The sequence below is a fragment of the Geodermatophilus sp. SYSU D01180 genome, from assembly GCF_054050415.1.
In genome coordinates this window covers 1-18962 of the sequence record NZ_JBJGZH010000019.1, presented here as the reverse complement: position 1 = coordinate 18962, position 18962 = coordinate 1, and the positions used below count along the sequence as shown (strand labels likewise).

The 18962-nt window shown below is 74.5% G+C and carries 16 protein-coding genes; 9 read left to right on the top strand and 7 right to left on the bottom strand.

The genetic code is table 11. The features are described from left to right. Positions 1-25: 25 nt before the first annotated feature. The 6 genes from rsmG to rpmH all read right to left on the bottom strand — a co-directional run bounded on the left by rsmG (position 26) and on the right by rpmH (position 3547). A complete protein-coding gene (gene rsmG, locus ACI8AA_RS16845; protein WP_457045551.1) occupies positions 26-682 on the bottom strand; it encodes a 16S rRNA (guanine(527)-N(7))-methyltransferase RsmG in 657 nt (218 codons plus the stop codon). Next, on the bottom strand, positions 679-1278 hold the full coding sequence (locus ACI8AA_RS16840; RefSeq protein ID WP_457045550.1) for a Jag family protein: 600 nt from the start codon (positions 1276-1278) through the stop codon (positions 679-681). The genes rsmG and ACI8AA_RS16840 overlap by 4 nt, the downstream gene beginning before the upstream one ends. Positions 1279-1410: 132 nt before the next feature. Beyond that, positions 1411-2583, bottom strand: a complete 1173-nt coding sequence (yidC, locus tag ACI8AA_RS16835) for a membrane protein insertase YidC (RefSeq protein WP_457045549.1) — start codon at positions 2581-2583, stop codon at positions 1411-1413. Next, positions 2576-2992 carry a membrane protein insertion efficiency factor YidD gene (yidD, locus tag ACI8AA_RS16830; RefSeq protein WP_457045548.1) on the bottom strand — a complete coding sequence of 139 codons (417 nt, stop codon included), beginning with the start codon at positions 2990-2992 and terminating at the stop codon, positions 2576-2578. Before yidD ends, yidC begins: the two co-directional genes overlap by 8 nt. Then, a complete protein-coding gene (gene rnpA, locus ACI8AA_RS16825; protein WP_457045547.1) occupies positions 2989-3408 on the bottom strand; it encodes a ribonuclease P protein component in 420 nt (139 codons plus the stop codon). The genes yidD and rnpA overlap by 4 nt, the downstream gene beginning before the upstream one ends. A 1-nt stretch (position 3409) precedes the next feature. After that, complete coding sequence (rpmH, locus tag ACI8AA_RS16820) at positions 3410-3547, bottom strand: 50S ribosomal protein L34 (protein WP_040338882.1); 138 nt, start codon at positions 3545-3547, stop codon at positions 3410-3412. A 675-nt stretch (positions 3548-4222) separates the two neighbouring features. Between rpmH and dnaA the strand changes: the two genes are divergently transcribed. From dnaA to ACI8AA_RS16785, 7 genes are all read left to right on the top strand, one after another. Beyond that, on the top strand, positions 4223-6100 hold the full coding sequence (gene dnaA / locus ACI8AA_RS16815; protein ID WP_457045546.1) for a chromosomal replication initiator protein DnaA: 1878 nt from the start codon (positions 4223-4225) through the stop codon (positions 6098-6100). Between the two features lie 875 nt (positions 6101-6975). Beyond that, complete coding sequence (gene dnaN, locus ACI8AA_RS16810) at positions 6976-8127, top strand: DNA polymerase III subunit beta (protein ID WP_457045545.1); 1152 nt, start codon at positions 6976-6978, stop codon at positions 8125-8127. A 109-nt stretch (positions 8128-8236) separates the two neighbouring features. Then, positions 8237-9169 carry a phosphogluconate dehydrogenase (NAD(+)-dependent, decarboxylating) gene (gene gnd / locus ACI8AA_RS16805; RefSeq protein WP_457045544.1) on the top strand — a complete coding sequence of 311 codons (933 nt, stop codon included), beginning with the start codon at positions 8237-8239 and terminating at the stop codon, positions 9167-9169. Positions 9170-9262: 93 nt separating this feature from the next. Then, a complete protein-coding gene (recF, locus tag ACI8AA_RS16800) occupies positions 9263-10441 on the top strand; it encodes a DNA replication/repair protein RecF (protein ID WP_457045543.1) in 1179 nt (392 codons plus the stop codon). Then, positions 10434-10934 (top strand): DUF721 domain-containing protein, encoded by a 501-nt coding sequence (locus tag ACI8AA_RS16795; RefSeq protein WP_457045542.1) that lies wholly within the window; start codon positions 10434-10436, stop codon positions 10932-10934. Before recF ends, ACI8AA_RS16795 begins: the two co-directional genes overlap by 8 nt. Positions 10935-10947: 13 nt before the next feature. Continuing rightward, positions 10948-11724 (top strand): hypothetical protein, encoded by a 777-nt coding sequence (locus ACI8AA_RS16790; protein WP_457045541.1) that lies wholly within the window; start codon positions 10948-10950, stop codon positions 11722-11724. Further along, entirely contained in the window at positions 11721-13496 is a 1776-nt protein-coding gene (locus tag ACI8AA_RS16785) for an ABC transporter ATP-binding protein (RefSeq protein WP_457045603.1), read from the top strand. The genes ACI8AA_RS16790 and ACI8AA_RS16785 overlap by 4 nt, the downstream gene beginning before the upstream one ends. Positions 13497-13532: 36 nt before the next feature. On the opposite strand, the gene ACI8AA_RS16780 is transcribed toward ACI8AA_RS16785, so the two are convergent. Further along, entirely contained in the window at positions 13533-14222 is a 690-nt protein-coding gene (locus ACI8AA_RS16780; protein ID WP_457045540.1) for a DUF2867 domain-containing protein, read from the bottom strand. An 83-nt stretch (positions 14223-14305) separates the two neighbouring features. On the opposite strand from ACI8AA_RS16780, the gene gyrB reads away from it, so the two are divergent. Both gyrB and gyrA read left to right on the top strand, forming a co-directional pair. Then, positions 14306-16339, top strand: a complete 2034-nt coding sequence (gene gyrB, locus ACI8AA_RS16775; protein WP_457045539.1) for a DNA topoisomerase (ATP-hydrolyzing) subunit B — start codon at positions 14306-14308, stop codon at positions 16337-16339. Positions 16340-16449: 110 nt separating this feature from the next. Continuing rightward, positions 16450-18918: a DNA gyrase subunit A gene (gene gyrA, locus ACI8AA_RS16770; RefSeq protein ID WP_457045538.1), complete on the top strand. Its 2469-nt coding sequence runs from the start codon at positions 16450-16452 to the stop codon at positions 18916-18918. Positions 18919-18962 lie beyond the last annotated feature (44 nt).

The following is an 18962-nucleotide window of genomic DNA, read 5'->3' as shown; positions in this document are numbered from 1 at the left end:
AACGCCGTCGTCGTCCCGCGGGGCCTCACCGTCGGCCCCGCGTCATCACCACCACGGTAGTGGCAGCGTCCCCCAGCTCCGCGCCGACAGCCCGGACGTGGACGTCGCGCATGCCCGCCGCCTCCAGCTCGGGGAGCAGCGCGGGCAGCTCCTCCACCGCACGGGCGCCGACGAGGGCCACCAGCTGGGCGCCGGGACGCAGCAGGCCGCGGCTCCAGCCGACCAGCCGGGGCAGCGCGGCGACCGCCCGGGCGGTGACGACGTCGACCGGGCCGACCGCGGTCGCCACCGAGCGCTCCTCGGCGCGGCCGCGGACCACCCGCCACGGGGCGCCGAGTTCCTCGACGACCTCCTCGAGGAACTCGACCCGGCGGGCCATGGGCTCCACCAGGGTCATCCGCAGGTCCGACCGGGCCAGCGCGAGCGGGATCCCCGGGAGGCCGGCGCCGCTGCCGACGTCGACCACCCGGGCCCCCTCGGGCACGGCCTCGGCGACGGCTGCGCTGTTGAGCACGTGCCGCTCCCACAGCCGCGGGACCTCCCGCGGGCCGATCAGCCCGCGGGTGACGCCGTCGGAGGCGAGCCGGGCGACGTAGCGCTCGGCGCCGGGCAGCCCCGCCCCGAAGACGGCGGCGGCGACCTCCGGGGCGGGTGGGGCGGACGGGACGGGAGTGCCGCTCACCGCTCCGGCAGGACCACGACGCGGCGGTTGGGCTCCTCGCCCTCGGACTCGCTGCGCACCCCGGAGACGCCGGCGACGACGTCGTGGACGACCTTGCGCTCGAAGGGGTTCATCGGCGCCAGCCGCTCGGGCTGCCCCGTGCCGGCGACCCGGCGGGCGGCCTCGGCGGCCATGGAGGTGAGGTCCGCGCGCCGCCGGGCCCGGTAGCCGCCGATGTCGAGCATCAGCCGGCTGCGGACGCCGGTGGCCTGGGCGACGGCCAGCCGGGTCAGCTCCTGCAGCGCCTCCAGGACGGAGCCGTCGGAGCCGACGAGGTCGTCGAGGTCGCCGCCGACGATGGCGACCGAGGCCCGGTCGCCCTCCACGTCGAGGTCGATGTCCCCGTCGACGTCGAGGATGTCGAGCAGCCGCTCGAGGTAGTCCCCGGCGACGTCGCCCTCGCGGACGAGCAGGTCGGTGCCGGTGGCGGCGCGGCCGTCCCCCGAGGGGGCGGGCGCGACCTCGTCGGTGGGCTCGAGGACGGCGTCGGTGCTGTCGTCGTCGGCGTCGGGCAGGTCGGGGGTCTCGGCCGGTGCGGTGTGGTTCGGGACGCTCACGGAGGTACCTCCAGTCGGTGCGGCAGCCGGGGCGGGCCCGGAGGTCGGAGGCCGGAGGGCGCGGGGTCGCTGCTCCTCCCGGCGGGTCCGCGGCGACCGGCGTCGGGGGACGCCGTCGCCGCGGACCGGGGGTCAGCGGCGCTTGCGCTTGCCGCCGGTGCCGGCGGGCCGGCCGTGCGGGCCGCGGTTCGCCGGCCGGGGTGTGCGGTTCCCGCCGGAGCGGCCGCCGGGGGCGGTCCCGCCCGCGGCGGTCGCCCCGCCGGCCGTGCCGCCACCGGTGCCGTTCGCGCTGCCGGTGCCGTTCGTGCTGCCACCGGTGCCGCCGGTGCCGCCGGTGCCGGTGGCGCCGGCCGCCGGGGTGCCGTCCACCGCGGCGCCGTCAGCGCCGCCCTTGGTCAGCTCGACGCCGGCGCCCGCCGGCCGGCCGCCCTTGCCGCGCACCGGCTTGGCGCCGGGCTTGGGGGCGAGCGTCTTCGGGTCGATCGCGGGCTTGTCGGCCGCGGCCTTCGCCAGAGCGGCGGGGCTGCCGGGCGGGGGCATCTTGCGCAGGATGAAGAACTGCTGGCCCAGCGTCCACAGGTTGTTGGTCATCCAGTAGAGGAGGACGCCGATCGGGAAGAAGAAGCCGGTGACGAAGAGGCTGATCGGCATGCCGTAGAGCAGCAGCTTCTGCACCATCGCGGCCTGGCCCTCGACCGGGCCGGAGCGCTTCATGATCTGCTTCTGCGTGACGTACGTCGTCACGCACATGACCACCATGAGGATCAGCGCGACGGTGCGGATGCCGGCCTGGGTGACGCCGGGCAGCGCGAGGATGGCCTCGGCCTTGGCCCCCGTCATGTTGAACGACGCCGAGATGGGCGCCACCCCGAACAGCTCCGCCTTGGCGGCCTGGTCGGTGAGCTCGTCGCTCCAGCTGTACAGGCCCTGGGCACCGGGCTGGAGCCGGCGCAGCACGTGGAACAGCGCGAGGAAGACCGGGATCTGCGGGAGGATCGGCAGGCAGCCGGCCAGCGGGTTGACCCCGCGCTCCTTCTGCAGCGCCATCATCGCCTGGCTGAAGCCCTGGCGGTCCGCGCCGTACTGCTTGCGCAGCTTCTGGATCTCCGGCTGGATCTCCTGCATCGCCCGCTGGCTCTTGATCTGCTTGACGAACAGCGGGAAGAGGATGAGCCGCACGGTGACGACCAGGAAGACGATCGACAGCGCCCAGGTGATGCCGGCGGCGGGGTCGAGGAACGTCGAGAACACCGAGTGCCACGTCTTCATGACGAAGGCGATGGCGGTGTAGAGCCAGTCAAGCAACGGAGGACTCCTCCTGCGGGGCCCGGCGGGACGCCGGCGGGGTCTCGGGGGCGGGGCGACGGGCACCGTCGGCGGCGGGCACGCCGGCGGCCGGCGCCGCGGGTGCCGCTGTCATCGACGTGCGGCCGTCGCCGCCGGTTCCGGGGCGTGCCCGGCCCGCGCGCGGCGCGGGGACCGGGTCGTAGCCGCCGGGGTGCCAGGGGGCGCACTTGAGCAGCCGCCGCAGCGCCAGCCACGACCCGCGGGCGGCGCCGTGCACGGCGACCGCCTCGGCGGCGTAGGCGCTGCAGGTGGGGGCGAAGCGGCAGCGCGGGGGCAGCGCGGGGCTGATGGCGCGGGAGTAGAAGCCCACGGCGGCCAGCAGCGCGCGGGCCACGGGTCCGGGACGCCGGGCCGTGGGGGTGCTCACGAGGACCGCGTCCGCTCGGTCGACGGGCGGGACCGCTCTGCGAGCACCCGGTCGAGGCCGGCGGCCAGGTCGCGGCGCAGCTGCGCGGAGGTCGCCGTCGCGGCGTCGGGGCGGGCCCGGACCACGAGGTCGGCGCCGGCGGGCAGCCGGCCGAGCTCCTCGCGCACGGCGGCGCGCAGTTGCCGGGTCACGCGGTGCCGGACCACGGAGTTGCCGACCGCCTTGCCGACCACGAACCCGGCGCGGGGCCCGGCGGGCGTCGCGTCCCCGGGCACGCCGAGACCCCCGGCCGTGCGGGCCGGGGGTCGGACGGGGAGGTAGTGGAGCACCATGGTCGGCCGACCGGCACGCCGGCCCGACCGGACGACCGCGGTGAACTCCGGACGCCGGCGCAGGCGGGCCTGCGCGGGCAGCACCTCAGGCGGAGAGCTTCTCGCGACCCTTGCGGCGGCGGCCGGCGAGGATCGCGCGGCCTGCGCGGGTGCGCATCCGCAGCCGGAAGCCGTGGGTCTTGGACCGGCGGCGGTTGTTCGGCTGGAAGGTGCGCTTGCTCACGGGGTACTCCTACGGCAGGACAATCGGTGGTGCGGCCGGCCGGTGGGCAGGCACGCGGCGGGGCTCCGGGAGGGGCGGCGGGGCCACTCCGCGGGACCCCGCGAGGCTGGCGCTGCGGATCCCGGTGCCAGCGGCCCGGTCCACAGACTCCGACCAGCATAACCGAGGACGGCGGTACCCGAGGACGCCGTTCCCGCGGTCCCCGTCACGGGACCGGCTCGCCGACGGCGACCCGCCAGGCTGCACCCTCCGGGCGGACGGTCGGTGTCGGCACGCCGACCACCCGGGGACGACACGCCGAACGACACGCGCACCGGACGTCCCAGGCGTCCCCGGACGTCGTTGCCGGGCTGTGGACGGGGCTGTTAGCGTCGCCGTCGCTCCGGTCCGGGCAGACCGCCCGGCACGGGGGCCGACCACCCGGTCGACCTGACCGCAGTCCGCCTCGAGCCGTATCACGACCTCCCTCCCGACCAGCGACGACACCGCTGCGACCTGACATCCACAGGTCGACACGGCGCCATGTCGCCGGTCGTGCACAGCCTGTGGACACTCGTGTGGAACCCGGGTGTCCAGGATGTCCACTTCCCGGGCAGCCGCGGCACCGGGGACGCCGGCTCCTGGTGGCGCCGGGGGTCGGACAGCGGGGACGAACTGCAAGGGGAGGACACGGTCATGGCCGATGCCACGGTGGACCTGGCGGAGGTCTGGGACTCGGTCCGCGAGCGGCTGGCCACCAGCCTCACCCGGCAGCAGAACGCGATGCTCAACCTGACCCGGCCGGTGGGCCTGGTCGGGGGCACCGCCGTGCTCGCCGCGCCCAACGAGTTCACCCAGACCGTGCTCGAGTCGCGGATGCGCCGGGTGCTGGCCGAGGCGCTGTCCGAGCAGCTCGGCCGGGACATCGGCGTGGCCATCCAGCTCGAGGACGCCCCCGCCTCGGCGCCCGCGCCCGAGGAGCAGCCGACCCGCCGGCCGTGGACGCCGGTGGACGCCGGCCCCAGCGACGAGGACCGCGAGCGGGCCGACGACGGCCGCAGCGCCTTCGGGGTGCGCAGCGACGCGCGCCCGCTCGACCGCGGCGGCTTCGAGCCCGCGCCGTTCGAGCCGGGCCCCTACGAGCCCGCGTCCTACGAGCCGGCGTCCTACGAGCCGGCGTCCTACGACCCGGCCCCGTACGAGGCCGGCCCCTTCGAGACCTACGACGCCGGCCGGGCCGGCGCCGCCCGCCGGGACGCCGCGCGCCGGGAGGCGCCGTCCCCCGCCGACGTCGCGCCGCCCGCCGGTGACGGCGTGGGGGAGTGGGGCGGCACCGACTGGAGCCCCGCGAGCCGCGGGCGCACCGGCCGCCGCCGCGGCCCGCGCGTCGGGGAGGGCGCCGAGGTGCTGCCCTTCGACCTCGGTGACGCCGCACCCGACGGCGCCGACGAGCCGGGGCCGCAGCGCGGCGGGTCCCCCGGCCGCACGTCCGGCACCGCGGTGCCGCTGTTCGGCGATCGCCGTCCGCCGGCGGGCCTCGACCCGGGGCTGAACCCCAAGTACGTCTTCGACAGCTTCGTCATCGGCAACAGCAACCGGTTCGCCCACGCCGCGGCGGTCGCCGTCGCCGAGGCCCCGGCGCGGGCCTACAACCCGCTGTTCGTCTACGGCGACTCCGGGCTGGGGAAGACGCACCTGCTGCACGCGATCGGGCACTACGCGGCGCGGATGTTCCCCAACGTGCGGGTGCGCTACGTCAGCACCGAGGAGTTCACCAACGAGTTCATCAACCTGGTGCACTCCGGCCGGGCCGAGGACTTCCGCCGCCGCTACCGGGACATCGACTTCCTGCTCATCGACGACATCCAGTTCCTGGAGCGCGCCGAGCGGACGCAGGAGGAGTTCTTCCACACCTTCAACACGCTCCACAACGCGAGCAAGCAGATCGTCATCACCTCCGACCGGGCGCCGAAGAAGCTGACGACGCTCGAGGACCGGCTGCGCACGCGGTTCGAGTGGGGGCTGATCACCGACGTCCAGGCGCCGGACCTGGAGACCCGCATCGCGATCCTGCGGAAGAAGGCCTACGGCGAGCGGCTGCAGGTGCCCGACCCGGTGCTGGAGTTCATCGCCAGCAAGGTGCAGACCAACATCCGCGAGCTCGAGGGCGCGCTGATCCGGGTCACCGCCTTCGCCAGCCTCAACAAGCAGCAGGTCGACCTGCCGCTGGCCGAGCTGGTGCTCAAGGACCTCATCAGCGACGAGCAGGGCCCGCAGATCACCGCGGCGATCATCATGGCCGCGACCGCGGAGTACTTCTCCGTGACGATGGAGGAGCTGCAGGGCTCCAACCGCAGCCGCACGCTGGTCAACGCCCGCCAGATCGCCATGTACCTGTGCAGGGAGCTCACCGAGCTGTCCCTGCCGCGGATCGGCGCCTCCTTCGGCGGCAAGGACCACACCACGGTCATGCACGCGGTCAAGAAGATCACCAACCTGATGAGCGAGCGCCGGGCGACCTACACCCAGGTCACCGAGCTGACCGCGCGCATCAAGAGCCGCGCCCGCCAGTAGCCCCTCGGGCCCTCCGACGGCCGCCGGGACCCCACGTGGGGCCCCGGCGGCCGTCGTCGTCCCGGCCCGCGGTGGAGACACCGGGCCGGCTGTCCACAGCCGGGGGACGGCGACGGGGACCGGTCGTCGCCCGTCGTCCCGCGGCTGCCGGGCGGTCACCGGCCTCCGCCGTGTCGACATGCCGCCGAGTTGTCCCCAGGGATGTGCACACCCTGGGGAGATCGTGATCCCGGGGTGACCGGACCGCCCCGGCAGCCGTGGCACCGGGTGTCGTCCCCAGGTGGTTCCCCAGTGTGTGCATGCAGCGACGTTCCGCCGTGGTGACCTGCGCGTTCGCGCCGCCGGAGGGCCGTCGTCCCCACCTCCGCCCGTCGCCGGCCGGCGTGGTCGCCGGGGTCCTGGGCACGGACTGGGGACAGACCGGGGGTGGAGCGGGGACGGGGAGTGGAGAGACGGCGGTGCCTGTGCACCGCCGTCGAGATGTCCACGTGTCGACAACAGCGGCACGTGAGTTCCCCACAGCGAGCCAACATGTCGACAATGGCGCTGACCTGCGGGAAGGGCCTCGATCCCCAGCTTCCACACCGGTGATGACGGAGATGAGGGAGATAGATCGAGGTTTTCTCGAACCCCAGTAGGGGTGGGGACGCTGCGGCCCGGAGGGGCTCCGGGGCCGCAGCGGGACAGCGGCAGGGAGCAGGAGCGGCCACCTGATCGGGTCCCGGGTTCCCCCATCCACACCCCGACGGGCACGATGAACGACGCAACAGACACAGAGCCCCGTTCCCGGTCCGCACGGACGCCGGGGCACCGGGGTGCGCAGACGACAGCAGTGGGCCGTGCAGAGCTGGGGTGGGTCGGTCATGGAGTTCCGGGTGACACGCGAGGTGCTCGCGGATGCCGTCGCGTGGACGGCGCGCAGCCTCCCGCCGCGGCCGTCGGTGCCGGTCCTCGCCGGCATCCTGCTCGAGGTCGACGGCAGCCAGCTGTCGGTCTCCGGCTTCGACTACGAGGTGTCCGCGCGCGCGGAGGTCGACGTGCAGGCAGGGGAGAGCGGCCGGGTGCTGGTGCCGGGCCGGCTGCTCGCCGAGATCACCCGCGCGCTGCCGCCGCAGCCGGTCGACGTCCGCGCCGACGGCCCGCGGCTGGCCATCACCTGCGGCAACGCGCGGTTCAGCCTGCCCACGCTGCCGGTGGAGGACTACCCGTCGCTGCCGGCGATGCCGTCGTCGGCCGGCGTGGTCGACAGCGACGTGTTCGCCGAGGCGGTCGGCCAGGTCGCCGTCGCCGCCGGGCGTGACGACACGCTGCCCATGCTCACCGGCGTCCGGCTGGAGATCGACGACGACCGGGTGACCCTCGCCGCCACCGACCGCTACCGGCTGGCCGTGCGCGAGTTCGCCTGGCGCCCGGAGACCCCCGGCCTCTCGGCCGCGGTGCTGGTCCCGGCGCGCACGCTCGCCGACGCCGCCCGGACGCTGACCAGCGGCCCGGAGATCCTGGTCTCGCTGTCCTCCAGCGGGTCCGGCGAGGGCATCCTCGGCCTGTCCGGCAAGGACCGGCAGACCACCACCCGGCTGCTGGACGCCGAGTTCGTCAAGTACCGCGCGATCATGCCGAGCGAGTCGGCCGCGCACGCCACGCTGCCGGTCGTGCAGTTCACCGACGCCGCCAAGCGCGTCGCGCTGGTCGCCGAGCGGGGCACGCCGCTGCGCTGCGAGTTCACCCCCGGCCAGGTCACGCTCCGCGCCGGCGGCAGCGACGACGAGGGCCAGGCCGAGGAGCGCTGCGACGTCGAGTTCGAGGGCGACCCGCTGACCATCGGCTTCAACCCGACGTTCCTGCTCGACGGGCTCGCCGCGGTGCACACCGGCCGGGCGCGGATGGACTTCACCAGCCCGCTCAAGCCCGCGGTGCTCTCCGGCGTCGAGGACCCGGCGACCGACGACGAGGACGGCGGCGAGCGCCCGGTGGAGCGCCCCGGCAGCTACCGCTACCTGATCATGCCGGTGCGTCTGCCGGGCTGACGTCGGCGTTCCAGGTGTCCCGGGCAGCCGGGGAGGGCACCGCACACCGCGGGCACCCGCACCGTCGCGTGCGCCCGTGCCATGACGACCGCGAGGGAAGGACTGAGCCGTGCAGCTGGGGCTGATCGGGCTGGGCAAGATGGGCGGCAACATGGCCGAGCGGCTGCGCCGCGCCGGTCACGAGGTGGTCGGCTTCGACCACCACCCGGACAAGCGCGACGTCGACAGCCTCGAGGCGCTCGTCGGCGCGCTGTCGGCGCCGCGCGTGGTGTGGGTGATGGTCCCGGCCGGCGAGCCGACCCGGGAGACGGTGCGCCAGCTCGGTGAGCTGCTCGAGCCGGGCGACGTCGTGGTCGACGGCGGGAACTCCCGGTTCACCGACGACCAGGTGCACGCCGAGATGCTCGGCGAGAAGGGCGTCGGCTACGTCGACGCCGGCGTCTCCGGCGGCGTCTGGGGCCTGGAGAACGGCTACGCGCTGATGGTCGGCGGCTCGAAGGACGACGTCGCCAAGGTGCAGCCGGTGTTCGACGCGCTCAAGCCGCCGTCGCCGACCGACGCGTCGGGGGAGGAGATCCCCGGGGCGGGCTTCGTGCACGCCGGCCCGGTGGGGGCGGGTCACTACGCGAAGATGGTCCACAACGGCATCGAGTACGCGCTGATGCAGGCCTACGGCGAGGGCTACGAGCTGCTGGCCGCCGTCGACCTGATCGAGGACGTGCCGGGCGTCGTCGCCAGCTGGACCCAGGGCACCGTCATCCGCTCCTGGCTGCTGGACCTGCTGGTCCGCGCGCTGCAGGAGGACCCGCAGCTGGAGAAGATCAGCGGCTACGCCGAGGACTCCGGGGAGGGCCGGTGGACGGTCCAGGAGGCCATCGACCACGCGGTCCCCATGCCGACGATCGCGGCGTCGCTGTTCGCCCGGTTCGTCTCGCGGCAGGACGACTCGCCCACGATGAAGGCGGTCGCCGCGCTGCGCCAGCAGTTCGGTGGGCACGCGGTGCACGCCGTCAGGGCGCAGGAGGTCGAGCGCCCCGCGTGAAGAAGGACCACCCTTCCCCCCACGCCTCGCACGCTCGGCGCGGGCCCCTGAAGGGCGGCCGTTCCAGCACCTCACCGCCGGGCCGGGGCTGAGGTGTACGTCCGGCACCTCCAGCTGGTCGACTTCCGCAGCTGGGAGAAGGTCGACCTGGCGCTGCGGCCCGGCCCGACGGTGTTCGTCGGCCGCAACGGCGAGGGCAAGACCAACCTCGTCGAGGCGGTCGGCTACCTCGCGACCATGAGCAGCCACCGGGTGTCCGCCGACGCGCCGCTGGTGCGCCACGGCGCGGGGCAGGCTGTCGTCCGGGCGGCGCTGCGCCGGGAGGACCGCGAGCTGCTCGTCGAGGTGGAGGTCAACCCGGGCCGGGCCAACCGGGTGCGGGTGAACCGGGCCGCGCTGCCGCGCCCGCGCGAGCTCCTCGGGCTGGTGAAGAGCGTGCTGTTCGCCCCCGAGGACCTCGCGCTGGTGCGCGGCGACCCGGCCGAGCGGCGCCGGTTCCTCGACGACCTGCTGGTCAGCCGCACGCCGCGGCTGGCCGGGGTGCGCAGCGACTACGAGCGGGTGCTCAAGCAGCGCAACGCCCTGCTCAAGACCGCGCGGATGGCCCGCGGCGACGCGCTGGCCACCCTCGACGTCTGGGACGCCCACCTCGTCGAGCTCGGCGGGCAGCTCCTGGCCGCCCGCCTGGCGCTGGTCGCCGACCTCGCGCCGCACGTCGCCCGCGCCTACGCCACGGTGGCCGGCGCGGGCGCGGCGGCCGCGGGCCTGGGCTACGCGAGCACCGTCCCGCTGGCCGGCGACGGCGCCCCGCTGGCCGAGGGCGCCGCGACGCCGTCGGCGGCCGAGCTGTCGGCGGCGCTGCGCGAGCGGGTCGCCGAGCGGCGCCGCGACGAGGTGGACCGGGGGATGACCCTGGTCGGCCCGCACCGCGACGACCTGGTCCTGCACCTGGGCCCGGCCCCGGCCAAGGGCTTCGCCAGCCACGGCGAGTCCTGGTCGCTGGCGCTGGCGCTCAAGCTCGGCTGCTTCGGCCTGCTGCGCGCCGACGGGGAGGAGCCGATCCTCGTGCTCGACGACGTCTTCGCCACGCTGGACGCCGGTCGGCGGGCGGCGCTGGCCGAGGTCGCCCGGGGCGCCGAGCAGACGCTCATCACGGCCGCCGTCCTCGACGACGTGCCCGGCGAGCTGCGCGGCGCCCGGGTCGAGGTGGGCGAGGGGACGGCGACGCTGGTCGAGGCGGCCGGCACCGGCGAGGAGGTCCGCGGTGGCTGACGAGCGGCCGGCCCGGCCCAGCGACATCGCCCGCGCGGCGCTGGAGGCGGCCCGCGCCGCGTCGGCGGCCCGCCCGGCGCCCACCCGCCGCCGGGTGGCCGGCCCGCGGCGGCGGTGGACCGGCCCGCGCCCCGGCGACGACGACCCGCAGCCGCTGGGCCGGCTGGTCGACTCGCTGGTCAGCACGCAGGACTGGTCGGAGCAGACCCGGGTCGGCGCGGTGTTCGGCCGCTGGGACGCGATCGTCGGGCCCGACATCGCCGCGCACTGCCGCCCGGAGACGCTGACCGAGGGCGAGCTGCTCGTCGTCGCGGAGTCCACCGCCTGGGCCACCCAGCTGCGGCTGCTCGCCCCGACGATCCTCGCCAAGCTGCGCGCCCAGGTCGGCGGGGACGTGGTGACCCGGCTGCGCGTTGTCGGTCCGACGGCCCCCAGCTGGAAGAAGGGCCCGCGGTCGGTCCGCGGGCGGGGGCCCCGCGACACGTACGGATGAGGACGGTGCCCCGATGAGCAGCCCGCACGACGACCGACCCCGCGACGACGACCCGCGCGACCGGGACGGCTGGCAGGAGCCGGCCCACCTCGGCGAGGGCGGGCCCGGCGACGGTGACCGGGAGCCCGAGCCGGCCCGCCCCGGGCCGGTGGTCTCCTGGGCGCCGCCCGCGCCGCGGCAGCGCACGCCCGGCGTCGTCGAGCAGGTGTTCCGCTACCAGGGCGACACCGTCGGGGCGCAGGGCTGGGCGCTGCAGCACGGCTGGGAGATCTCCGACGGCACCGCGCCCCAGGACGCCGTCCTCGCCGAGCTGGTCGCGACCGCCCCGGTCCGCGCCACGAAGGACCACCGGCCGGCCGGGGTGATGCGCGGGCGCGCCGGCACCCTGGAGCTGGTCGCCTTCGACGTCGTCTTCATGGACCGGCGCCACACCGTGCCCGAGTGGGCGGTCACCGCGGCGCCGGTGCTGCTGCCGCTGCCCGGCCTGCGGCTGTCCCCGGCCCGGTTCTGGCGGCACCGCACCGGCGGCCTGCTGCACGTGCCCAGCGGCGACGAGGCCTTCGACGCCCGGTGGGTGCTGCTCACCGCCGAGGACGGCGAGGCCGTCCGCCGGCTCGTCGGCGACCCGGCCGTGCGCGGGCTGCTGATGGCCTCCGACGACGGTGACGAGGTCTGGACGGCCGCCGGCCACCTCGCCGCGGTCCGCCCCGACGGGCAGCGGCCCGAGCTGATCGAGCACCACGCCCGCCTGCTGGGCGCGATGGTCGCCGCCCTGGCCGGCGTCTCCTGAGCGCCGCCGAGGCCGCCGCCGGCCCCCCGGCCGCACCGGCGGCGGGGCTGCGCGACCTGCTGCCCCTGCTCCGCCCGCACCGGCGGCCGCTGCTGGCGGCCGCCGGGCTGTCGCTGGTCGGCGCGGCCGCGGCGCTGGCCCAGCCGGCGCTCACCGGGCGGGTCATCGCCGCCGTCGGCGCGGGCCGGCCGCTGCTGCCCGCCGTCGCCGCGCTGGTGCTGGTCCTGGTCGCCGGGGCGGTGCTGGACGCCGGGCAGTCCTACCTGCTGCAGCGCACCGGGGAGGGCGTCGTCCTCACCACCCGGCGCACGGTGGCCGACCGGCTGCTGCGGCTGCCGGTGGCCGAGTACGACCGGCGGCGCACCGGTGACCTCATGTCCCGGGTGGGCGCCGACACCACGCTGCTGCGCGCCACCGTCACCTCCGGCGTCGTCGAGGTGGCGGGCTCCGCGGTGGTCGGGATCGGTGCACTGGTGGCCATGGCGCTGGTCGACGTCTGGCTGCTGCTGGTCACGCTGGCCGCGGTCGCGATCGGCATGGCCGTGGTGGTGAGCACCAGCCGGCGGGTGCGCCGGCTCTCGCGGCGGGCCCAGGAGGAGGTCGGCGCGATGTCGGCGGCCGTCGAGCGGGCGCTGTCGGCGGTGCGCACCATCCGGGCCAGCGGCGCCACCGCGCGGGAGGTCGACGGGGTGGGGGAGAGCGCGGCGCGGGCCTACCGGGCGGGGGTCTCGGTGGCGCGGGTGCAGGCGCTGGTCGCGCCGGCCGGGTCGATCGCCGTGCAGGGCGCGTTCCTCGCCGTCCTGGGTCTCGGCGGGTACCGGGTGGCCACCGGCTCGATCGCCGTCGCCGACCTGGTCGCGTTCATCCTCTACATGTTCCTGCTGGTCATGCCGCTGGGCCAGGCGGTCTCGGCGTGGACCCAGCTGCAGACCGGGCTCGGCGCGCTGGCGCGCATCCAGGAGGTGCTGGTCCTCGAGCCGGAGCGGGACGCCGTCGCCGAGGTGGGCGGGGCGACGACCGCCCCGCGGGCGCCGGCGCCGGGCGTCCCGCTGCTCGAGCTCGACGACGTCTCGTTCGCCTACCCCGACGGCACCGAGGTGCTGCGCGGGGTGTCGCTGACCGTGCCGGCCGGCAGCCGGGTGGCGCTGGTCGGGCCGTCGGGTGCGGGGAAGTCGACGGTGCTCGCGCTGGTCGAGGGCTTCTACCCGCTGGCCGGCGGGACGATCCGGTGGGCCGGCACCGACGTCCGCGAGCTGCCGCGGGCCGCGCTGCGCGCGCGGCTGGGCTACGTCGAGCAGGAGGCGCCGGTCCTCGCCGGGACGGTGCGGGAGAACCTGCTGCTGGCCGCGCCGCACGCCGGCGACGACGAGCTGTGGGCGGTGCTCGCCGACGTCGGGCTGACCGCCGTGGTGCAGCGCTCGGCCCGCGGGCTGGACGTGCCGGTCGGCGACGAGGGCGTGCTGCTGTCCGGCGGCGAGCGGCAGCGGCTGGCGATCGCGCGCTCGCTGCTGGCCCGCCCGGCGCTGCTGCTGCTCGACGAGCCGACCGCCAGCCTCGACGCCCGCAACGAGAACCTGCTGCGCGAGACGCTGGCCGCCGCGGCCGCCGACCGGGCGCTGCTCGTCGTCGCCCACCGGCTGTCCACCGTGCTCGACAGCGATCAGATCGTCGTCCTCGACGGCGGCCGGGTCGTCGCCCGCGGCACGCACGCCGAGCTGGTGGAGACCAGCCCCCTCTACCGCGAGCTCGCCTCGGCCCAGCTCCTGGTCTGACCGGCCGACCCTCTGCCCGGGGAGGCGCCGCGGGCCTCACCCCGCCTCACCCCCCAGCGCGAGGTCGGGCACCGCAGGGTGAGGTCGGTGCCTCAGGCCGCGTGCGACGTCGCCGTCGCGCCCCTGCCGTCCCTGGGCCTCCGCGGCCCTGCACAGGTTGCGGACCATGCTGCCGAAGACGACGCCGTGGAACGGTGAGACGCCCCACCAGTGGAGCTGCCCGAGCAGGCCGCAGGGGTGGGAGGTCGCCTTCTGCCGCGGCCGGGTGCGGCCGTCGTCGGCACGTTCCACGTGGAACTCGAGCCAGGCGAAGGCGGGCGCCCGCATCTCGGCGCGCAGCCGCAGCAGCGACCCCTCGTCGAGCTCCTCCACCTGCCACCGGTCCAGCGCGTCGCCGACGTCGAGGTCGGCGGGGTCGCGCCGGCCGCGCCGCAGCCCGATGCCAGCAGTCCCGGGACCAGCCGGCCGCCGACGTAGCCGGTCGCACCGGTGACCGGACAGGTGAGCGGGCGCGCTGCCGGCTCCACGTCGACCAGTCCGGGAGTCGCCGGCGGACGGCGGCGTCCGGTCGACCGGCCCAGCGGCCCCAGGGCGGGCGTGTCGACCCCGGGGGCAACACCGGTGGTACGTCGCGAGCCGCGAGTGGCGCAGGGACGGCCTGAGGGCCCGCGCGACGCGGTTTCTGTCGGTGGACCCGGTAACATGGAGGACAGGAATCCCCAGCATCCGGCTGAGCGGCGCTGTGCGCCCCCGGGGCCCTCTCGGAGGAGAGATGCCCGCATGCCGGGAGCGCGACAGAAGGGCCCCACGTGGTCGCTCGACCGAAGACCGAGAACTCCTACTCCGGCAGCTCCATCACCGTCCTCGAGGGGCTTGAGGCGGTCCGCAAGCGGCCCGGCATGTACATCGGCTCCACAGGTGAGCGCGGCCTCCACCACATGGTGTGGGAGGTCGTCGACAACGCCGTGGACGAGGCGCTGGCCGGCTTCTGCGACACCGTCCGCGTCACCCTGCTGGCCGACGGCGGCGTCCGCGTCGAGGACAACGGCCGCGGCATCCCCGTGGACGTGCACCCGGTGGAGAAGCGGCCGACCGTCGAGGTCGTCATGACCGTCCTGCACGCGGGCGGCAAGTTCGACGGCAAGAGCTACGGCGTCTCCGGCGGTCTGCACGGCGTCGGCGTCACCGTCGTCAACGCGCTGTCCACCGCGCTCGACGTCCGCATCTGGCGGGACGGCCGCGAGTGGCACCAGGCCTACGAGTTCGCCAAGCCCGGCACGCTCGAGGAGGTCGGCCCGACCTCCAAGCGGGGCACCCAGATCACCTTCTGGGCCGACGGCGGCATCTTCGAGACGACGACCTACTCGTTCGACACCATCAGCCGCCGGCTGCAGGAGATGGCCTTCCTCAACAAGGGCCTGAAGATCGTCCTGCGCGACGAGCGGCCCGGCCAGGGCAAGGCCGAGACCGGCGTCGCCGACGAGGTGTCGGTGGCCGAGGCCGCCCTGCAGCCCGGTGCCGAGCAGGAGGCCTTCGAGGCCACCGAGGTCACCTACCACTACGAGGGTGGCCTGATCGACTACGTCGGTCACATCAACGCCAAGCGGACGCCGATCCACCGCTCGGTCATCAGCTTCGGCGCCGAGGGCACCGGCAAGAACGACATGCGCATGTCGGTCGACGTCGCGATGCAGTGGTCCGACGCGTACTCCGAGTCGGTCTACACCTTCGCCAACGTCATCAACACGCACGAGGGCGGCACCCACGAGGAGGGCTTCCGCGCGGCGCTGACGTCGATCGTCAACCGCTACGCCGTCGACAAGAAGCTGCTCAAGGAGAAGGACGAGAAGCTCACCGGCGAGGACATCCGCGAGGGCCTGGCCGCGATCGTCTCGGTCAAGATCGGCGACCCGCAGTTCGAGGGCCAGACGAAGACCAAGCTCGGCAACACCGAGGTCAAGGGCTTCGTGCAGAAGGTCTGCAACGACCAGATCTCGCACTGGTTCGAGGCCAACCCGACCGAGGCCAAGACCATCATCACCAAGGCCGCCTCGGCCGCCCGCGCCCGCCGCGCCGCGCAGGACGCCCGCAAGCTCGCCCGCAAGAACCTGCTGAGCAACAACTCGCTGCCGGGCAAGCTCGCCGACTGCCGCTCGACCGACCCGCGCAACTCCGAGATCTACATCGTCGAGGGCGACTCGGCCGGCGGCTCGGCCAAGTCCGGCCGCGACTCGATGTTCCAGGCGATCCTGCCGATCCGCGGCAAGATCATCAACGTCGAGAAGGCGCGCATCGACCGGGTCCTCAAGAACACCGAGGTCCAGTCGATGATCACCGCCTTCGGCACCGGCATCCACGACGAGTTCGACCTGTCGAAGCTCCGGTACCACAAGATCGTGCTGATGGCCGACGCCGACGTCGACGGCCAGCACATCTGCACCCTGCTGCTGACCCTGCTGTTCCGCTTCATGCGGCCGCTGGTGGAGGCCGGACACGTCTACCTGGCCCGGCCGCCGCTCTACAAGATCAAGTGGGGCGGCAAGTGGGGTGACGAGTACGCCTACTCCGACCGGGAGCGCGACGCCCTGCTCGCCTCCGGCAAGGAGGAGGGCCGCAAGGTCCGCGAGGAGATGATCCAGCGGTACAAGGGCCTCGGCGAGATGAACGCCAGCGAGCTGTGGGAGACCACGATGAACCCGGAGACCCGCCTCCTGGGCCAGGTCACCCTCGAGGACGCCGCGACGGCCGACGAGCTGTTCAGCGTGCTCATGGGCGAGGACGTCGAGGCCCGCCGCAGCTTCATCACCCGCAACGCCAAGGACGTGCGCTTCCTGGACGTCTAGCCGCACCGGGGCCGGGGAACGGCGTGCGACGCCCGCCCCCCGGTCCCGGAAACGGCGCCTGACCAGCGCGTTCGTCCACTCCTGCGCACTCACCTGTGGAGATCTGACCAGTGACCGAGACCCCTGCCCGCGACCGCGTCGAGCCGGTCGACCTGCAGCAGGAGATGCAGCGCAGCTACATCGACTACGCGATGAGCGTGATCGTGGGCCGCGCGCTGCCGGAGGTGCGGGACGGCCTCAAGCCGGTGCACCGCCGCGTCCTCTTCGCCATGTACGACCAGGGCTTCCGCCCCGACCGCGGCTACGTCAAGTGCGCCCGGCCGGTCGCCGAGGTCATGGGCAACTACCACCCGCACGGTGACTCGGCGATCTACGACGCCCTCGTGCGGCTCGCCCAGCCGTGGTCGATGCGCTACCCGCTCATCGACGGCCAGGGCAACTTCGGCTCGCCGGGCAACGACCCGCCGGCCGCCATGCGCTACACCGAGTGCCGCCTCACGCCGCTGGCCATGGAGATGCTGGCCGGCATCGACGAGGAGACCGTCGACTTCCAGGCCAACTACGACGGCCGCACGCAGGAGCCGCTGGTCCTGCCCTCGCGGATCCCCAACCTGCTGATCAACGGCTCGGCGGGGATCGCCGTCGGCATGGCCACCAACATGCCGCCGCACAACCTGCGCGAGGTCGCCGAGGCCGCCTACTGGATGCTCGACAACCCGGACGCGGAGCCGGAGGAGGCCCTGAACGCCTGCATGAAGGCGATCCCGGGCCCCGACTTCCCGACCCACGGCCTGATCGTCGGGCGCGAGGGCATCGAGGACGCGTACCGCACCGGCCGCGGCTCGGTGAAGATGCGCGCCGTCGTCACGGTCGAGGAGGACAGCCGCGGCCGCGTGCAGCTCGTCGTGACCGAGCTGCCCTACCAGGTCAACCCGGACAACCTGGCCGAGGCGATCGCCGAGGCGGTCAAGGACGGCCGGCTGCAGGGCATCAGCGAGATCGCCGACGAGTCCAGCGACCGCGTCGGCCGCCGGCTGGTCATCACCCTGCGCCGCGACGCCGTGGCCAAGGTCGTGCTGAACAACCTGTACAAGCACACGCAGCTGCAGACCTCCTTCGGCTGCAACATGCTCTCGATCGTCGACGGCGTCCCGCGGACGCTGCGCCTGGACGAGCTGGTCCGCAACTGGGTCAACCACCAGATCGAGGTCATCGTCCGGCGCACCCGCTACCGGCTGCGCAAGGCCGAGGAGCGCGCGCACATCCTGCGCGGCTACGCCAAGGCCCTCGACCAGCTCGACGCGGTCATCGCGCTGATCCGCAACAGCGAGTCCGCCGAGGCCGCCCGCACCGGCCTCATGCAGCTGCTCGACGTCGACGAGGTCCAGGCGACCGCGATCCTCGACCTGCAGCTGCGCCGGCTGGCGGCGCTGGAGCGGCAGCGGATCCTCGACGAGCTGGCCGAGATCGAGGCCCGCATCGCCGACCTGCAGGCGATCCTCGACTCCCCGGAGCGGCAGCGGCAGCTGGTCCGCTCCGAGCTCGAGGAGATCGTCGAGAAGTACGGCGACGACCGCCGCAGCAAGTTCGTGGCCAACGACGGCGACGTGACGATGGAGGACCTCATCGCGGAGGAGGAGGTCGTCGTCACCATCACCCGCACCGGCTACGCCAAGCGGACCAAGAGCGACCTCTACCGGTCGCAGCGGCGGGGCGGCAAGGGCGTGATGGGCGCCCAGCTCAAGCAGGACGACATCGTCGACCACTTCTTCGTGGGCTCCACCCACGACTGGATCCTGTTCTTCACGACCAAGGGCCGGGTCTACCGGGCCAAGGCGTACGAGCTGCCCGAGGCCAACCGCACCGCCCGCGGCCAGCACGTGGCCAACCTGCTGGCGTTCCAGCCGGACGAGCGGATCGCCCAGGTCATGCAGATCAAGGACTACGGCGTCGCGCCGTACCTGGTGCTGGCCACCGCCAACGGGCAGGTGAAGAAGACCCGGCTGTCGGACTTCGACTCCCCGCGCAGCGGCGGCGTCATCGCGATCAACCTGCGCGAGGGCGACGAGCTGGTCGGCGCGGCGCTCATCGACCCGGAGCAGGACCTGCTCCTGGTCACCCGCTCGGCGATGTCGATCCGGTTCAAGGCCGACGACGCCACCCTGCGGCCGATGGGCCGGGCCACCGAGGGCGTGCGCGGCATCTCGCTGGCGCCCGGTGACCGGCTGCTGTCGATGATGGTCGTCGAGGAGGGCGTCGACGTCCTGGTCGCCACCGAGCGCGGCTTCGCCAAGCGGACCGGCATCGAGAACTACCCGCCGCAGGGCCGCGGCGGGAAGGGTGTGCTCACCGCGGACCCGAAGGCGCGCAAGGGCGCCCTGGTCGGGGCGCTGGCGGTCCGGCTCGGCGACGAGCTGTACGCCATCACCTCCGGTGGCGGCGTGATCCGGACGCCGGTGAACGGCGTGCGCCACAACAAGGACCGGGCCACCATGGGTGTCAAGCTCATGAACTTGCCCGAGGACGTGTCGATCGTGGCGATCGCGCGCACGACGGACAACGACGAGCCCGCCGCCTAGGGTGGAACCGGGAGCAGGCGCGTGGTGACCTCCGGTCACCACGC

What these genes read in the sequence shown, in the direction of transcription:
- dnaA (WP_457045546.1), top strand. Translation starts at nt 4,223, where the DNA reads ATGGCCGATGCCACGGTGGACCTGGCGGAGGTCTGGGACTCGGTCCGC.
- ACI8AA_RS16790 (WP_457045541.1), top strand. Translation starts at nt 10,948, where the DNA reads ATGAGCAGCCCGCACGACGACCGACCCCGCGACGACGACCCGCGCGAC.
- ACI8AA_RS16780 (WP_457045540.1), bottom strand. Translation starts at nt 14,222, where the DNA reads ATGCTGGGGATTCCTGTCCTCCATGTTACCGGGTCCACCGACAGAAAC.